The sequence below is a fragment of the Actinopolymorpha sp. B17G11 genome, assembly GCF_040196095.1.
Lineage (GTDB): Bacteria > Actinomycetota > Actinomycetes > Propionibacteriales > Actinopolymorphaceae > Thermasporomyces.
Genome location: NZ_JBEFTW010000007.1, coordinates 217972 through 231345, shown reverse-complemented (window position 1 = coordinate 231345; position 13374 = coordinate 217972). Strand labels below are relative to the sequence as shown.

Here is a 13374-nt window from a genome sequence, read left to right as displayed (position 1 = left end):
TCAGGGCGGAGTGGACGTACTCCGTCAGTCCACCGATCGGCGCAGGAAGCGGGGCGTGTCGCAGTCGATTCCCTTTGCCCGGGCGAGGGCGACGCCGTAGCGGTGGACCCGCACCAGTTCGGCCATCGGATCCCGTTCGGAGTCGACGATGTGGGCACCGGTGCGTTCGATGGAGGTACGCACCTGCGCGGCGAGCGGGCCGAGCGACCAGACCAGTGTGCCGGGGGACGCGACGCTGACCGGGCCGTGTTCGTACTCCACGTCGAGATAGCTCTCGGTCATCGCGCACGTCATCTCGCGCAGCTTCAGTGCGGCCTCGGCGGCGAGCCACGATGCCCAGCCGCTGCCGAGGAAGACGAGATGGTCGTAGGCACCGACCTCGGGAAGCGGCGCCCGCAGGGCGTCCTCGGCCTCGGCGGCCAGCGTGCCGAGATCGGTGCCGAGAAACCCACGCAGCAACGCGAGCCCGGTCGTCGCGAAGCGGGTCTGGACGACGGACTTCTCGTCGGCGAACGACAGTCCGACCACCTCGTCGGCGGCCTCCGCGACCGGAGACTTGGGCGTGCCGGTGAGGGCGATCCGCCTTGTCCCGGGTGGGGTCGCAATCATTGCCTCAACGAGGTCGCGAGTGGTGCCGGAGCGCGAGATCGCCAGCAGGACGTCGTACGTACGACCGGGTGGTACGCGCGAGGCGACGAAGGCGTCGGCCTCGCCGAGCCCCGCCTGCTCGCGCAACTCGGCGTACGCCCCACCCATGTAGTAGGACGTGCCGCACCCGACGGCGGCGAGCCGACCCTGCGCCGCGGACACGGTTTCCGCAATCGTCGGGACCAGGGCCGCGGCCGTCTTCCAGGCGGCGGGCTGGTCTTCCAGCTCGGCCTGCGTCAGTGTGCCGAGGCCATCGGTCGCAGCGCCATGGGTGGTGGGGCCATGGGTGGTGGGGCCATGGGTGGTGGGGCCATGGGTGGCAGGGCCCCCGGTCACGCGGCCAGCGGTGTCGGTCACAGGGCCACTTCCGTCGTCAGCCGGGCGAGCGCTTCGGCGAGCTCGCGTTCATCAGGTTGGGCGGCGGTGCCGCCGCTCGCGCGTGCCGACAGCGACCCGCACGCGGCGCCGGCTGCCAGGCACTCCGGCAGGGAGCGTCCGGACAACGCGCCGTGAATGAATCCGGCGTCGAACGAATCGCCGGCGCCCGTCGTGTCCACGACCCCGACTCCGAGGGCCGGGACCGACCAGGTGTCGTCGGCCCGCCCCGCCCGGACGGCCAGGGCGCCCTTCGCGCCGCGTTTGACGACGACCGTGGAGTCCGGACGCATCTGCCGGCCGAGCGCGACGGCCGCATGCGCGGCGGCCTGGCCGCCGGTGAGTGCCGCGGCCTCCTGCTCGTTCACGAAGATGATGTCGGCGTGGGGGAGCAGCGGCAGCAGATCGCTCCAGCGACCCGTCGGATCCCAGTTGGGATCGAACGACGTCGACAGTCCCGCGGCGCGCGCGTCGTCGAAGAGCCGGGGCAATTCGGGTCGGAGGTCGCGCTGAAGGAAGACACTGCCGACATGCAGGTGCCGCGCGCCCCGGAGCAGCGCGTCGGGCACGTGGTCGCGGCGGGTCGCGCCGATGCTGCCCGGGAAGGTCAGCAGGGCACGATCATGGCCAGGGTTGAGGATCACGGTCACCCCGGTGGGAATCGACGGGTCGACGACGACCGCCGAGGTGTCAACCTGCCGTTGCCGGAGTGCGTCGCGGACCGCCGTACCGAAGAGGTCGTCGCCGATCACGCCGACCATTGCGGTGGTGTGCCCGAGCCGTCGTACGCCGCACGCGAAGATCGCCGACGACGAACCAAGGGTGACGCGGCAGTCGTCGACGAGCTGCTCGTGCTGGCCGAAGGTGGGGACTGCCCCGGCGCCGGAGACGACGATGTCGACGTTGAGTTCGCCGACGACGAGCACCTCCGCTTTGACCGTCCCCGCTGCGCCGGCCGCGGCTGAGCCCGTCGCGGCACCCCCAGGTGCGGCACGTCCTGTTGCGGGTTGGCCGGTCACAGGGACGTCCCGGCGGCGGGGGCGAGGAGGGTGGCGCGGAACCGGTACCGGTCGCCGCGGTAGATGATGCCGCCGAGCTCGATCACCCGGCCGTCGGCGGCGAAGGTCACTTGCCTGGTGGAGAGCAGGGGCTGGCCGGGCTCGAGGTCGAGGAGTCGGGCCTGCTCGGCGTCGGCGGGCAGTGCCTCGATGCTGTAGTCGGCCCGCTGGGGAGCGACGCCCGCGTCGGTGAGCACGGCGTAGAGCGATCCGCGGGAGTAGTCGTGTGCGGCTAGGCCGGGGGCGATCGCCAGGGGCACCCGGCTGCGGTCGAGCGCGACGGGCAGGTCGTCGAGCATGCGCAGGCGGCGTAGGTCGAGGACGTCCGCCCCTGGCGCCACCCCCAACTGCTGGGCCTCGTCGAGGTCGGCGGGGCGCACTTCCTGGGACAGCACCTTGGACGACGGCGTCAACCGCTGCGCCCGCGCCATGGCGGAGAAGCTCATCAACACGTTGGCGGGTTCACCCACCGGCTCGACCGCGACGTACCAGCCGCGGCCGTGGGACGGCGCCAGCAGGCCGTCGTCGGCGAGTTGCACGAGCGCGCGGCGAAGCGTTACCCGGCTCACGTTGAGGCGCGTACACAGGTCGCGCTCGCTCGGCAGCCGGGTGCCGCGTGGATAGATGCCCGCCGCGACGTCGCCGGCAAGCTGTTGGCGCACGCGTTCGTGCAACGGGACCAACGTCTCGACCATGACCGCACCCTACAGCACCACCGAATACCAGTAGCAGGCCCGAATGGTGGACCACTTCTACCAAGAGGTCTCTTGTGGTATTGTCCAGCCGCGCTGGACGGATCGATTGTCGCCTCTCCACCCGACGAGCGCAGCCGACAGGCGAAGGACCGAGGAGCCCCTCGAAATGACCAAGGTCGACGTGGACAGGTACCTCCGAGACGGTTATCTCCTCAGCCGCTCGGTGCTGGACTCGGCACGAGTGGAGGTCCTGCGGGAGGAAGCCCGCCGGCTCCTCGACCTCTGCACGCGAGAGTCGACGCAGTACGCCGCGCGGATCGAGTGGGAGGTCGACCACCTCGCCGAGACCGACCAGACCGGCATGCAGGGCGTGATCCGCAAGCTCGAGCCGGTGTCGGACCTCAGCCCGATGTTCGCCGACCTTGCCCGCGACCCGCACATCACGACGTCGGCGGCGCGGATCTTCGGCGAGCCGGTCGAGTTGTTCGAGGACAAGCTCAACCTCAAGCTCCCGGGCGGTTCGCCCTATCCGTGGCACCAGGACTGGAGCTGCTGCTGGCGCGCGCACACCGACGAGCTCGTCACCTGCTTCGTCTATCTCGACGACGCGGACGAGACCAACGGGTGCCTGCAGGTGGTGCCCGGCAGCCATCGTGGAAAGCCGACGCATCCGTTCAAGGCCGGCGGGCACTTCGAGGTCGATCCCGGTGTCGTCCCGCAGGACCAGATCCGGCCGGTGCCGCTCCGGGCCGGCGACATGATCGCGTTCGATCCCTATCTCCTGCATTACTCCGACCTCAACCGGAGCCGGGAGCCGAGGATGGCCATCATCTACACCTTCAACCCGGCCCGGCTCGGCCAGATCAACGAGCAGCGGTTCCCACCGTTGCCATCCACCGGACGCAGGTGACGCCTCCGCACCACCGGTCCGCATCGTCGCCCACTGGTGCCCACTGGAGCACGCTCACCGGGATCAAGTGAGGGGTTGTTTATGACACAGGTCAAGGTGGTGCTCATCGGGGCGGGCAGCACGGTGTTCACCCCGGGGTTGCTGGCCGATCTGGCGGCGTCGCGGGTCTTCGACGGCGCGGCGGTGCATCTCGTCGACCTCAACGAGGACGCCGCCGTGACGATGGCACGGCTGGGTCGGCGGATCGCCGGTGAGCGCGGGTCCGGCATGACCGTCGAGGCTCATGTCGGCCGCCGGGAAGCCCTTCCCGGGGCGACGCTGGTCGCGACGACGATCGCGGTGGGGGGCGCCGGCGGGTGGCGCGCCGATCTGGATGTACCCCTGAAACATGGAGTACGCCAGACCGTCGGTGACACGGTGGGGCCTGGCGGGGTGCTGCGGGCGCTGCGGCAGGTTCCCGAACTGGTCGCGATTGGTCGGGACGTCGCCGAGCTCGCGCAGGACGCGTGGCTCGTCAACTACGCCAACCCGTTGACCGCCAACGTCCGCGCCATCAGTGGCTGGGCGCACGAGCGGGTCATCGGTCTGTGTCACGGCACGATGCACACGCGGTCGATGCTCAGCTCGGTGCTGGGTGTGCCGAGAAAGGAGCTGACCACGGTGTTCGCGGGCGTCAATCACCTGTGCTGGTTGCTCCAGCTACGCCACCGCGGCGTCGACGTCTATCCGAAACTGCGTTCACTGGTAGCCGAGGCGACGGTTCCGGGCAACCACTCGAACAGCCCACTGAGCGAGCCGGTCTCCGCCGACCTGATGGACCTCTTCGGGCTCTATCCCGCACCCGGGGACCGGCATGTGGCGGAGTTCTTCGCGTGGTACCTCGGCGGTGCGCCGGACGGGGCGGATCTCCCGTGGGGACTGCAACCCGGCCTTGACGCCACCCACCACTACATCGATGCGAAGTCGGACCTGTGGGACAAGCTGCACGCGCAGGCGTCGGGCACCGAACCACTCGACGCCGCGCCGGAAGGCCAGGAGGCCGAACGTCTGGTGGCGATCGCCGAGGCTCTGCTCACCGGCACCGACCTCGTCGAGCTCGCGGTCAACGTCCCCAACCGCGGCAAGATCTCGAACCTCCCCGACGAGGCGGTCGTCGAGGTACCCGCCGTGATCGGCGGAGCGGGCGTCACCGGCCTCGCGGTGGGAGACCTTCCCCCCGCGCTCGCCGCCGTCCTGTCGGCCCGCGCCTTGCAGCAGGAGTTGACGGTGCAGGCGGCGATGAGCGGCTCACGCCACCTAGCTCTCCAGGCGCTGGCGACCGATCCGCTCGTCCCCAGCCCTGAGGTCGCGCGGTCGATCCTCGACGACGCCGTCGTCGCTCACGCGCCCCTGCTCGACGCGTACGGCCCGACTCGAACCGCCTGACTCGAACCGCCCGACTCGAACCGCCCGACACGAACCGGCCCACTACCTGCGGGGCGTGCCGGTTCCGCGCTTCCACAGCGGAGCGATCTGCGCCTCGGTCGCGCTCTGTTGGGTGGCCGCGCTCAATGCCTCGATCGGCCCAGCCCAGTGCAGGCCGTACTGGTCGAAACGGTTGCGGTCCTTCTCGTACGCCGTCTCCGCCTGCTGGTCGAGGTAGACCTGGTACGGCCGGCCGCGTAGCTCGGCGTTGAGCTCGCCGAGGTTGCGGACGTAAACGCCCTTGAACGTCGGACCGTCGGCACCACAACCGTTCGCCTCGCACGGCTCGGTGAGAACTCCTGCGGGGTGGAGATAGTCGCTGTGGGTGGACGCGTCGGCGAGAACCTTCGCCTGGGTGAGGTACGAACGGTCACCCGTCGCCCAGGACAGCTCCGTCAAGGCGCCAAGGATGATGCCCTGGTTGTAGGTCCAGGTGACGTCACCGTTGTTCTGGCAGGTGGCGCCGTCGAGGCCGTCGTTGATGAGGTTCTCCTCGTTGATCATCCCGCTGGCCTCGAACCACTCCCAGTTCTCCAGCGCCTGAGCGAGGTACTCCGTATCGCCGGGGATCCGGTTGTGCAGGCTGGCCGCGACCTTGATGAAGAGCTCGTTGGTGACCGCGTTCTTGTAACGCTGGTTGATGTTCCACACCACACCGCCGCCGCAGATCTCGTCCCGACTCGCCCACATGTAGTCGGCGTCGAACTTCGCCGTCTCGAGATAGCGCGGATCGCCGGTCAGGTCGTACGCACGGATCCACGCCAACGCCCACCAACCGGTGTCGTCGATGTAGTCGTTGGTGAAGTTGCCGCCCTGGGCGTCGATGTTCTTCTCGTAGGTGTTGGCGATGATCCAGTCGTAGCTCCGGTCGCCGGTGGCCAGTTGGTAGTCGAGCACGGCGGTGAGGGCGTTGGCGGAGTTCCACCAGCCGGTCGTCTTCCACAGGCCGGTGTCGGCGTTGTAGAGCTTGACGAGTGCGGCGATCGCGCGCTTGCTCGGAGTGCCCTTGGTGCTGGGCTTCTCGACGCCGATCCACGCCGTGCAGACGATGTCGTCCCGGTTGCCGGCCTTGCCGCAGGCGCGCAGCACCCCCTTGGTGCCATCGGCGGCGTTGATGTCGTACGCCTCAGTGGACGTTCCGCGTGTCCCGTCAGGGATCGTGGTGTAGCCAAGCCGCTCGTCGGCGATGGTCTCGCCGCCGTCGTATGACCGGTCCAGCCACACCTCGTCAGTGGGATCGCCGTTGTTGATGGTGGCCCAGCCCAGCGCGTCCCGGTCGGAGATGTGCAACTCGATCGAACGCCCGAAGATGGTGTTTCCGTCGGCCAGCCGGTCCTCGGTGGGTGCTGCGGCCGCGGTGCCCGCGGTCGATGTGCCGGCGGTCGATGTGCCGGCGGTCGACGTGCCGGCGGTCGATGTGCCGGTCATCATGCCCACCCCCAGGGCGAACGCGCCGGCCGCTGTCAGCAGCCGTACCCCAGAGCGGGTTCGCATCGTCGTTGTCATGGAGCCTCCACCTGCGTCGCGTCCGCCCACGGGACTGACTGCTGAACGTTTCGGGCGGAGACAGCCAACAAGATCGGCTTGATGCATGGGAACGAATCCACCCAGGATGACCGTGGCCGGCCAGCGTCGGCCTACTGCTGCCACATCCACGTGTCGGCGGTGAACGCGGACTTCCTGTCCGTGTGGACAATGCCGCCGAACGCGACGAGGCGGTCGCCCACCCATACGGCGGCGGGGTCTTCGGCAGCGCCCCGGACCGGTTGCGGTAGACGGATCCACCGGCCGTCCTTCCCGGCTCCTGGGTCGAGGACGAATCCGCGCACGATCGCGAGTTCCGGCCCACCGGTCGCCGGACCCTGCCACAGATCGTCGGTGGGTTCCGCCGGCACGGCGGGCAGCGGGCGCCACTGCCTTGCCCGCGGGTCGAAGATGCCACCCTCGGGGTAGACGCGGCCGTAGTTACCGGTCTGTCCGCCGTCGGCGCCACCGATGGACGGGTCGACGAGCAAGCCGTCGGTGTGTGACCAGTACCAGCCGCCGATGATCTCCGAGTCGGGCAGCCGCCGCCATGTCTGCTTCGCGAGGTCGTACTCGGCGGCTTGCACGATGCTGGGCTTGTCCGCCCCAGGGTTCGTCACCAGTTCGTGCGCGAAGAGGACGAGCCGCTCGTCGCCCACCGCCACCATCACCCGGTCGAACGACGGCGCCAACGGATCGGGCGGCAGGTCGCGCCACGTTCCGCCGTCGAGGATCCGATCGGGGACGAGGCCTTGCTCGTGGCTGGTCTCGTATGCAAGGAGCTTTCCGCCGGAGGATGTCAGCGCCGCACCGATGGAGTTCGCCGGGGCGGCGGATTCTCGCCACTGGTCGGTCGCGACGTCATAGCTCAGCAACCGGGCGGGCTTGTCGTAGCCATCGGGGCCGTGATTCTGGGCCAGGACATGCACGACGCCGTCGATGACAACGGCCTGCTCGCCGAGTAGTGGGCGCGGCGCCGGTGCAATCGTCCGCCAGGTACGCGTCGTGAGGTCGAGGGCCGCCCCGTCGCGGGTGATCCGTCCGGGAGCGCAGTCAGCACCCGGCGGACAGGGGGCCGTGTCCTGGCCGCCGATGACGAGCACCTCCGTGCCGCTCGACGCCATCACCGACGACGCGCGCGGGCTCAACGGAGCGTCCGGGAGCCGCTGCCAAAGCGCGCCGGACGTCGTGGTCGTACCTGACCCGGCCGCTATCTGGGTGGCGGGCTCGTCGCCGCAACCGGCAGTTCCCGCGAGTACGACGAACAGTCCGGTGCTGGCTGCAATCCGACAGAAACGGTTACCGACCATGCTGCCTCCCGCGTGAGTGGTCTGCGGCACATGACGCCACGGGATGCGCCGTTGGTTGTCCACCGCCGACCGTGGGTCAGTCGACGGAGAAACGTTCCCAGGCCGACTGCCGGCTGACGCCGAGCGCCTTGCCGATCTCCTCCCAGGACGAGCCGTCCTTGCGGGCGAGGTGGACGGCCTCGCGGAGGGTGCCGTCGAGAGACTTGATGCCCTCGGTGATGCCGGAGATCACCTTCAGCGGTTGAGCTCTCCAGTCACCGGTGATGCCGAGGGTCACCTTGACGTTGAACTTGTCGTCGCCGTCGTCGTCGATGCGTTCCGTGTGCTCGAACATGCCTGTCAGGATGCCCTGACGAGATCGCATGTGTCAAGGGATCCTGACGAGGGCCGCTCCACCACGCCGGCGCAACACGCCGGTACGGATGAAATCCCTTTGCCCCCGGTTAGGCGCGATCCGTAGCGTCTGGACCTTGCCCATGACTCCCTCCACCACTGCCCGTCGTACCGTCCTGCGCTGCCTCTGGCCAGGGCGGCGTCAGGCGTGCGCTCTGGGCGCGGCCATCGTCCTCGCGACCGTGTTGCCGCTCCTGGCGCCCCAACTCACCAAGCGCTTCGTCGACGACGCGATCGCGGGCCATCCCGCGACCCAGCTCACCCTCCTCGCGGTGGGCTACCTCTGCCTCGCGGTTTCGGGCCAGGTGGCGCGGATGCTGACCGCCTGGCTCGCGAGCCGACTCGCGTGGGACGGCACGAACCGGCTGCGGGAGACCCTCGCCGAACACGCGCTCGGCCTCGACATGGCCTACCACGGTCAGCGCACGCCCGGGGAGATGATCGAGCGGGTCGACGGTGACGTGGTCGCGGTGGCCGAGTTCGTTGTCGCGTTCCTGTTGGACATGGTGGCGAGTCTGCTGCTCCTCGTCGGGGTCATCATCATGGTGTTCGCGGTCGACCTGCGGATCGGCGCGGTCCTGCTGGCGTACTGCGCGCTCATGGGTTTTCTCATGATCCGCGCCCAGCGGTGGGCGATCCCGTCCGCGACCAGGGTGCGGGAGAGGTTCGCCGCGCTGTTCGGCAACCTCGAGGAACGCCTCGCCGGCGCGGAGGACATCCGGGCCAACGGCGCGGGCGAGCACGTGGTCAACCGCTTCCACCAGGCGAGCGCCGATGTCTACCGCGCCGACCTGCGAGCCGAACGGATCGGTGGCGGCCTCTTCGCCGGCACGACCGTCGGGTTCGCCGCCGGCACTGCACTCGTGCTGGGGATGGCCGCCTGGACGCAGCGTTCGGGCGCGTTGAGCGTCGGCACGGTGGTGCTGCTGTTGCAGTACACCCAGATGGTGCGGGCGCCGTTCGAACGCATCATCGACCAGCTCCAGCAGTACCAGAAGGCGCTCGCCGCGATTGCCCGGATCGGTGGCCTGCTCGCCGAACCCCGCACCCTGCCCGAGCCGCCCGACCCGCGTCCCCTGCCGGCGAGCGGTCCGCTGAGCGTCGACCTCGACCACGTGAGTTTCGCGTACTCCGACGATGACGAACAGGTGCTGGCCGACGTCAACCTGGCGTTGGCACCCGGCGAGACGCTGGGCCTGGTGGGCCGCACGGGGAGCGGCAAGACGACGATCGCGCGGATGGTGCTCCGGCTCTACGACCCGACCGAGGGTGTCGTCCGCCTGGGTGGCGTCGACCTGCGCGAGACCGACCTCGCCTCTGTGCACCGGCGGGTGTGTGTCGTGACGCAGGACGTGCAGCTCTTCGCGGCGAGCGTTCGGGACAACCTCACGCTGTTCCGCGGCGGTCACTCCGACGACGAGCTGCGGGCCGTCCTCACCGACGTGGGCCTGGGCCGGTGGCTCGCGACGCTGCCGGACGGGCTCGACACGGTGCTCGCCTCGCAGGCGGGTGGGGTGTCGGCGGGGGAGGCGCAGCTGCTGGCCTTCGCCCGGGCGTTCCTCACCGACCCGGGACTCGTCGTGCTCGACGAGGCGTCCAGCCGGCTTGATCCGGCTACCGAACTGCACATCGAGGCGGCCGTCGACCAGCTGTTGACCAACCGGACCGGCGTCCTCATCGCCCACCGGCTGTCGTCACTGTCACGCGTCGACCAGATCGCGGTGGTCGACGACGGTCGGGTGGTGGAGTACGGCCGGCGCGAGGACCTGGCCGCCGATCCCGACAGCCGGTTCGCCCAGCTGCTCGAGGCGGCGGGTGTCCGTCGGGTGCCCGCCGAAGTGGGCAGCGTCGGCTCGCCGACCGGTCGGGTGGTCGATCAGGTGGGTCCAGGCAGCGGAAGGGAGGTACGCAGATGACCGCGCGACGCGACCAGGACGCGCAGGCTGCCCAGTCCTGGTGGACCTCGATGCGGCCGGCGTTCCTGGTGATCGGCCGGATGGTCCGCGTCGATCCCCGTCGTTACCTGATCGGCGCCGTTCTCTGGGCGCTGTTCATCGTCGTACCGCTGCTCACCGGGCTGGTGCTGAAAGGGCTCTTCGACCAACTCAGCGGCCACCAGCCCGCCTCGCTCGAAGCGTCACTGTGGCTGTGTGCCGCGTTCGTGGCCGTCGAGGCGAGTCGGGGCGGGATCTTCTGGGCCGCGCTGAACGTCTGGCCGTACTGGTGGAACGCGGCCGAGACCACCTTGCGTACCAATGCGCTGCGGTCGATCCTCACCGCCCGCGGCCCGGCCGCCAGTCGCCTGCCGCACTCGTCGGGGGAGGCCGTGTCGCGGTTCCGCGACGACGTGCACGACGTGGTGGGTGTCACCGACAACCTCGTCGACCTGCTGGGCGCAGTCCTCTTCGGCATCGGGGCATTGACGATCATGGCGTCGATCGACCCGGTGATCACACTCGTGCTGGTCGTTCCGTTGACCGTCGTGGTGTTCCTGACCCGGGCCCTCAGCACGGTGATCCGGCGGATCCACGCCCGGGCGCGTGAGCTCGGTGCGATCGTCACCGCGTACATCGGTGAGACGTTCGGGGGCGTCCTGGCGATCAAGACCGCCGGCGCCGAGGCGGCGGTGTTGGAGCGCCTGCGGGAACACAACCGGCGCCGCCGCCAGGCCGCCGTCAAGGACCGGTTGGCGATGGACATGCTCGACACGGCGACCGGCGCCACCGTCGAGCTGAGCATCGGCCTGGTGCTCCTCCTCTCCGCTCCGGCCATGCGGCGGGGCGACTTCACCGTCGGCGACTTCGCGCTGTTCACCAGCTACGTCGGCTGGCTGACGTGGCTGCCCCGAGTCATCGGCCGGATGCTCTACAAGGTGCCACAGGCAGCGGTGGGGACCGAGCGGCTGAGTCGGCTGATGGCGACGCACGAGGATCACGACCACCTGTCGCGCCGCGGCCGCGTGTGGTTCGACGAGGATCCCCCGCCGGCGATGACCGCGCTGCCCGAGCGTGCCGACGTGGACCGACTGGAAGTACTCGAGGCCCACGGTCTGTCCGTACGTCATGACGCCAGCGGGCGCGGCGTCCACGCCGTCGACCTGCGGATCGAACAGGGCTCGTTCACGGTGGTCACCGGTGCCGTCGGTGCGGGCAAGACGACGCTGGTCCGCGCACTGCTCGGTCTACTTCCGCTGGACGGCGGGACGGTCACGTGGAACGGGCGGCGCGTCGACGATCCGGGCACCTTCCTCGTGCCGGACCGGGCCGCCTACGCCGGGCAGGTGCCCCGGCTGTTCTCCGAGTCGCTGCGGGAGAACCTCCTCCTGGGGTGGCCTGTCGACGGCGACGTGCTCGACCGGTCGCTTGAGCTGGCGGCGTTCGAGCAGGACCTGGCCGACATGCCATCCGGGCTGGACACCGTGGTGGGTCCGCGCGGTGTCCGCCTCTCTGGTGGGCAGGTACAACGGGCGACGGCGGCACGGGCACTGGTCCGGTCGCCGGACCTGATGGTGGTCGATGACCTGTCGTCGGCCTTGGACGTGGAGACCGAGCAGCTGTTGTGGGACCGGATCGCCGACGCGGCAAAGAACGGGCAGGGACCGTCCACGCTCCTGGTGGTGTCCCACCGGCGGGCGGCACTCGAACGGGCCGACCAGGTGGTGGTGCTCGACCGCGGCGAGGTGGTCGGGTCGGGCGCGCTCGGCGAGTTGCTGCGTACGTGCCCGGAGATGCGGCGGCTCTGGAGCGAGGAACTCGTCGTCGAGGCGGAGGAGCACGCCACCTCCGGGTAGTGGCGCCTGACGCGCCCAGATCCGCCGGACCCGGACGCACCATGATCATGCGTCACAGGTGAGGTCCGTCAGCCGGATGTTCCAGACGCGCGGCTACCCTGCAAGTGCCTGGCGTCGGCGGGCTGTCGACGGGGCTACCAGCAGAGGTCGCGCCCCAGATGGTGGAAGAGCTCCTTGTTGTACGGCGCGAAGTAGGCCTCGAGCCGCTTCCGCGTGGCGGGTGCCATCGCTTCCTTGTACGTTCCCAGGTTCCGATTCCTGACCGATGCCGTGTCGAGGTCATGGTCCGGCAGGCCGACGAATCGTTGCACGTCCCGCGCGACCACGCCGGGGTTGGCGAAGAAGTCTTCGCTCCTGATGACAAGGATCTGGTCAGAACTGAAGTACTTCTGCCACTCCCTGAGCTGGTGGACGTAGATCCCGCGCGCCAGATGGAAGTGGTGGCGGCGCACTCGCCTTCCCCGGGCATCGTCGGCGACCGCCTGCCCCGTGTCGAGAGGATTCGGCTCGCCCTGCCTCTCAGCCGCGATGGCGTCGTCGAAGGAGAGGCTTTCCTCGCCGCGCCTGCTGTGGTGCATGTGGCCCGAGTAGGCCCGGTCGATGGGGTTCCTCAGCATGACGACGAGCTTGGCCCCGGGAACCATCCGCGCGGCGCGCTGCGGAGCGAGGCCGTGGCACAGATAGTAGGGAGTCGCTTCGCCGGTGATCTCCTTCTGGCCGTTCCTGATGTCCGGTTGAGGGAACTGGGACATGTACCAACTCAGGCCCTTGGCGTAGTTGGCGTCGCGGTCGAAGAAGTGGAGCTCCTTGCGCTCCGCGGGTTTGAAGTAGGGATGCCGGCGAAGCAGGTCGTAGAGATACGTCGTGCCGCACCGCTGTGCCCCGATGATGATGAAGTCGGGGACGGCGCCACGCGTCCCGGCTGAACTGCGGAGAGTCCGGCGAAGGTCGGCTGCCTCCCGTTTGGCGCGCGCCAACTCCGCTTCGAGCTGGTGGACCTCCTCCTGGGGGAGCGATCCGCGGGTAAGCCCACACTCCAAGCCGACAAATGCTCGGGCCCCGTTTCCAGCCTTGATGGCCTTGTTCAAACTGAGCCTCGGCACCTGCACTCCCAACTCAGCGCGCCTACTTGGGAAGATGTTTGCCGGATTGTTGCAAACTCGTTACCGGTGGGCAAGGGTGGCGGTAGTCCAAGCCGGTGCTTGTC

At 69.3% G+C, this 13374-nt stretch carries 11 protein-coding genes; 4 read left to right on the top strand and 7 right to left on the bottom strand.

Annotated elements, in window-relative coordinates:
• Positions 1-24: 24 nt before the first annotated feature.
• The 3 genes from ABN028_RS10595 to ABN028_RS10585 are packed head-to-tail and all read right to left on the bottom strand — an operon-like array spanning position 25 to position 2776.
• Positions 25-1005, bottom strand: coding sequence for an SIS domain-containing protein (locus ABN028_RS10595; RefSeq protein ID WP_349696469.1), 981 nt, complete (start codon positions 1003-1005; stop codon positions 25-27).
• Positions 1002-2042, bottom strand: coding sequence for a carbohydrate kinase family protein (locus ABN028_RS10590; protein ID WP_349696468.1), 1041 nt, complete (start codon positions 2040-2042; stop codon positions 1002-1004). The genes ABN028_RS10595 and ABN028_RS10590 overlap by 4 nt, the downstream gene beginning before the upstream one ends.
• Positions 2039-2776: a GntR family transcriptional regulator gene (locus ABN028_RS10585; RefSeq protein ID WP_349325511.1), complete on the bottom strand. Its 738-nt coding sequence runs from the start codon at positions 2774-2776 to the stop codon at positions 2039-2041. Before ABN028_RS10585 ends, ABN028_RS10590 begins: the two co-directional genes overlap by 4 nt.
• A gap of 166 nt (positions 2777-2942) precedes the next feature.
• Here ABN028_RS10585 and ABN028_RS10580 point away from each other — a divergent pair, with 166 nt between their 5' ends.
• Together ABN028_RS10580 and ABN028_RS10575 are read left to right on the top strand one after the other, a co-directional pair.
• Positions 2943-3686, top strand: a complete 744-nt coding sequence (locus ABN028_RS10580) for a phytanoyl-CoA dioxygenase family protein (RefSeq protein ID WP_349696467.1) — start codon at positions 2943-2945, stop codon at positions 3684-3686.
• Between the two features lie 81 nt (positions 3687-3767).
• Positions 3768-5111, top strand: a complete 1344-nt coding sequence (locus tag ABN028_RS10575; RefSeq protein ID WP_349696466.1) for a family 4 glycosyl hydrolase — start codon at positions 3768-3770, stop codon at positions 5109-5111.
• Between the two features lie 42 nt (positions 5112-5153).
• Here the strand turns inward: ABN028_RS10575 and ABN028_RS10570 are convergent, their stop codons facing one another.
• From ABN028_RS10570 to ABN028_RS10560, 3 genes are all read right to left on the bottom strand, one after another.
• Positions 5154-6656, bottom strand: a complete 1503-nt coding sequence (locus ABN028_RS10570; RefSeq protein WP_349696465.1) for a glycoside hydrolase family 76 protein — start codon at positions 6654-6656, stop codon at positions 5154-5156.
• 131 nt (positions 6657-6787) lie between these two features.
• Positions 6788-7984 carry a Kelch repeat-containing protein gene (locus ABN028_RS10565; protein ID WP_349696464.1) on the bottom strand — a complete coding sequence of 399 codons (1197 nt, stop codon included), beginning with the start codon at positions 7982-7984 and terminating at the stop codon, positions 6788-6790.
• Positions 7985-8060: 76 nt separating this feature from the next.
• The gene (locus ABN028_RS10560) at positions 8061-8318 is read right to left on the bottom strand and encodes an RNA polymerase sigma factor sigma-70 region 4 domain-containing protein (protein WP_349325506.1); all 258 of its coding nucleotides are present in this window, start codon (positions 8316-8318) and stop codon (positions 8061-8063) included.
• Between the two features lie 142 nt (positions 8319-8460).
• Between ABN028_RS10560 and ABN028_RS10555 the strand changes: the two genes are divergently transcribed.
• Positions 8461-10293 carry an ABC transporter ATP-binding protein gene (locus tag ABN028_RS10555; RefSeq protein ID WP_349696463.1) on the top strand — a complete coding sequence of 611 codons (1833 nt, stop codon included), beginning with the start codon at positions 8461-8463 and terminating at the stop codon, positions 10291-10293.
• Positions 10290-12167: an ABC transporter transmembrane domain-containing protein gene (locus ABN028_RS10550; protein WP_349325505.1), complete on the top strand. Its 1878-nt coding sequence runs from the start codon at positions 10290-10292 to the stop codon at positions 12165-12167. Before ABN028_RS10555 ends, ABN028_RS10550 begins: the two co-directional genes overlap by 4 nt.
• 134 nt (positions 12168-12301) lie before the next feature.
• On the opposite strand, the gene ABN028_RS10545 is transcribed toward ABN028_RS10550, so the two are convergent.
• Positions 12302-13270: a sulfotransferase domain-containing protein gene (locus ABN028_RS10545; protein ID WP_349696462.1), complete on the bottom strand. Its 969-nt coding sequence runs from the start codon at positions 13268-13270 to the stop codon at positions 12302-12304.
• Between the last annotated feature and the right edge of the window lie 104 nt (positions 13271-13374).

Coding starts and splice junctions, on each gene's coding strand:
- ABN028_RS10585 (WP_349325511.1), bottom strand. CDS start 2,776: ATGGTCGAGACGTTGGTCCCGTTGCACGAACGCGTGCGCCAACAGCTT.
- ABN028_RS10580 (WP_349696467.1), top strand. CDS start 2,943: ATGACCAAGGTCGACGTGGACAGGTACCTCCGAGACGGTTATCTCCTC.
- ABN028_RS10575 (WP_349696466.1), top strand. CDS start 3,768: ATGACACAGGTCAAGGTGGTGCTCATCGGGGCGGGCAGCACGGTGTTC.
- ABN028_RS10570 (WP_349696465.1), bottom strand. CDS start 6,656: ATGACAACGACGATGCGAACCCGCTCTGGGGTACGGCTGCTGACAGCG.
- ABN028_RS10565 (WP_349696464.1), bottom strand. CDS start 7,984: ATGGTCGGTAACCGTTTCTGTCGGATTGCAGCCAGCACCGGACTGTTC.
- ABN028_RS10560 (WP_349325506.1), bottom strand. CDS start 8,318: ATGTTCGAGCACACGGAACGCATCGACGACGACGGCGACGACAAGTTC.
- ABN028_RS10555 (WP_349696463.1), top strand. CDS start 8,461: ATGACTCCCTCCACCACTGCCCGTCGTACCGTCCTGCGCTGCCTCTGG.
- ABN028_RS10550 (WP_349325505.1), top strand. CDS start 10,290: ATGACCGCGCGACGCGACCAGGACGCGCAGGCTGCCCAGTCCTGGTGG.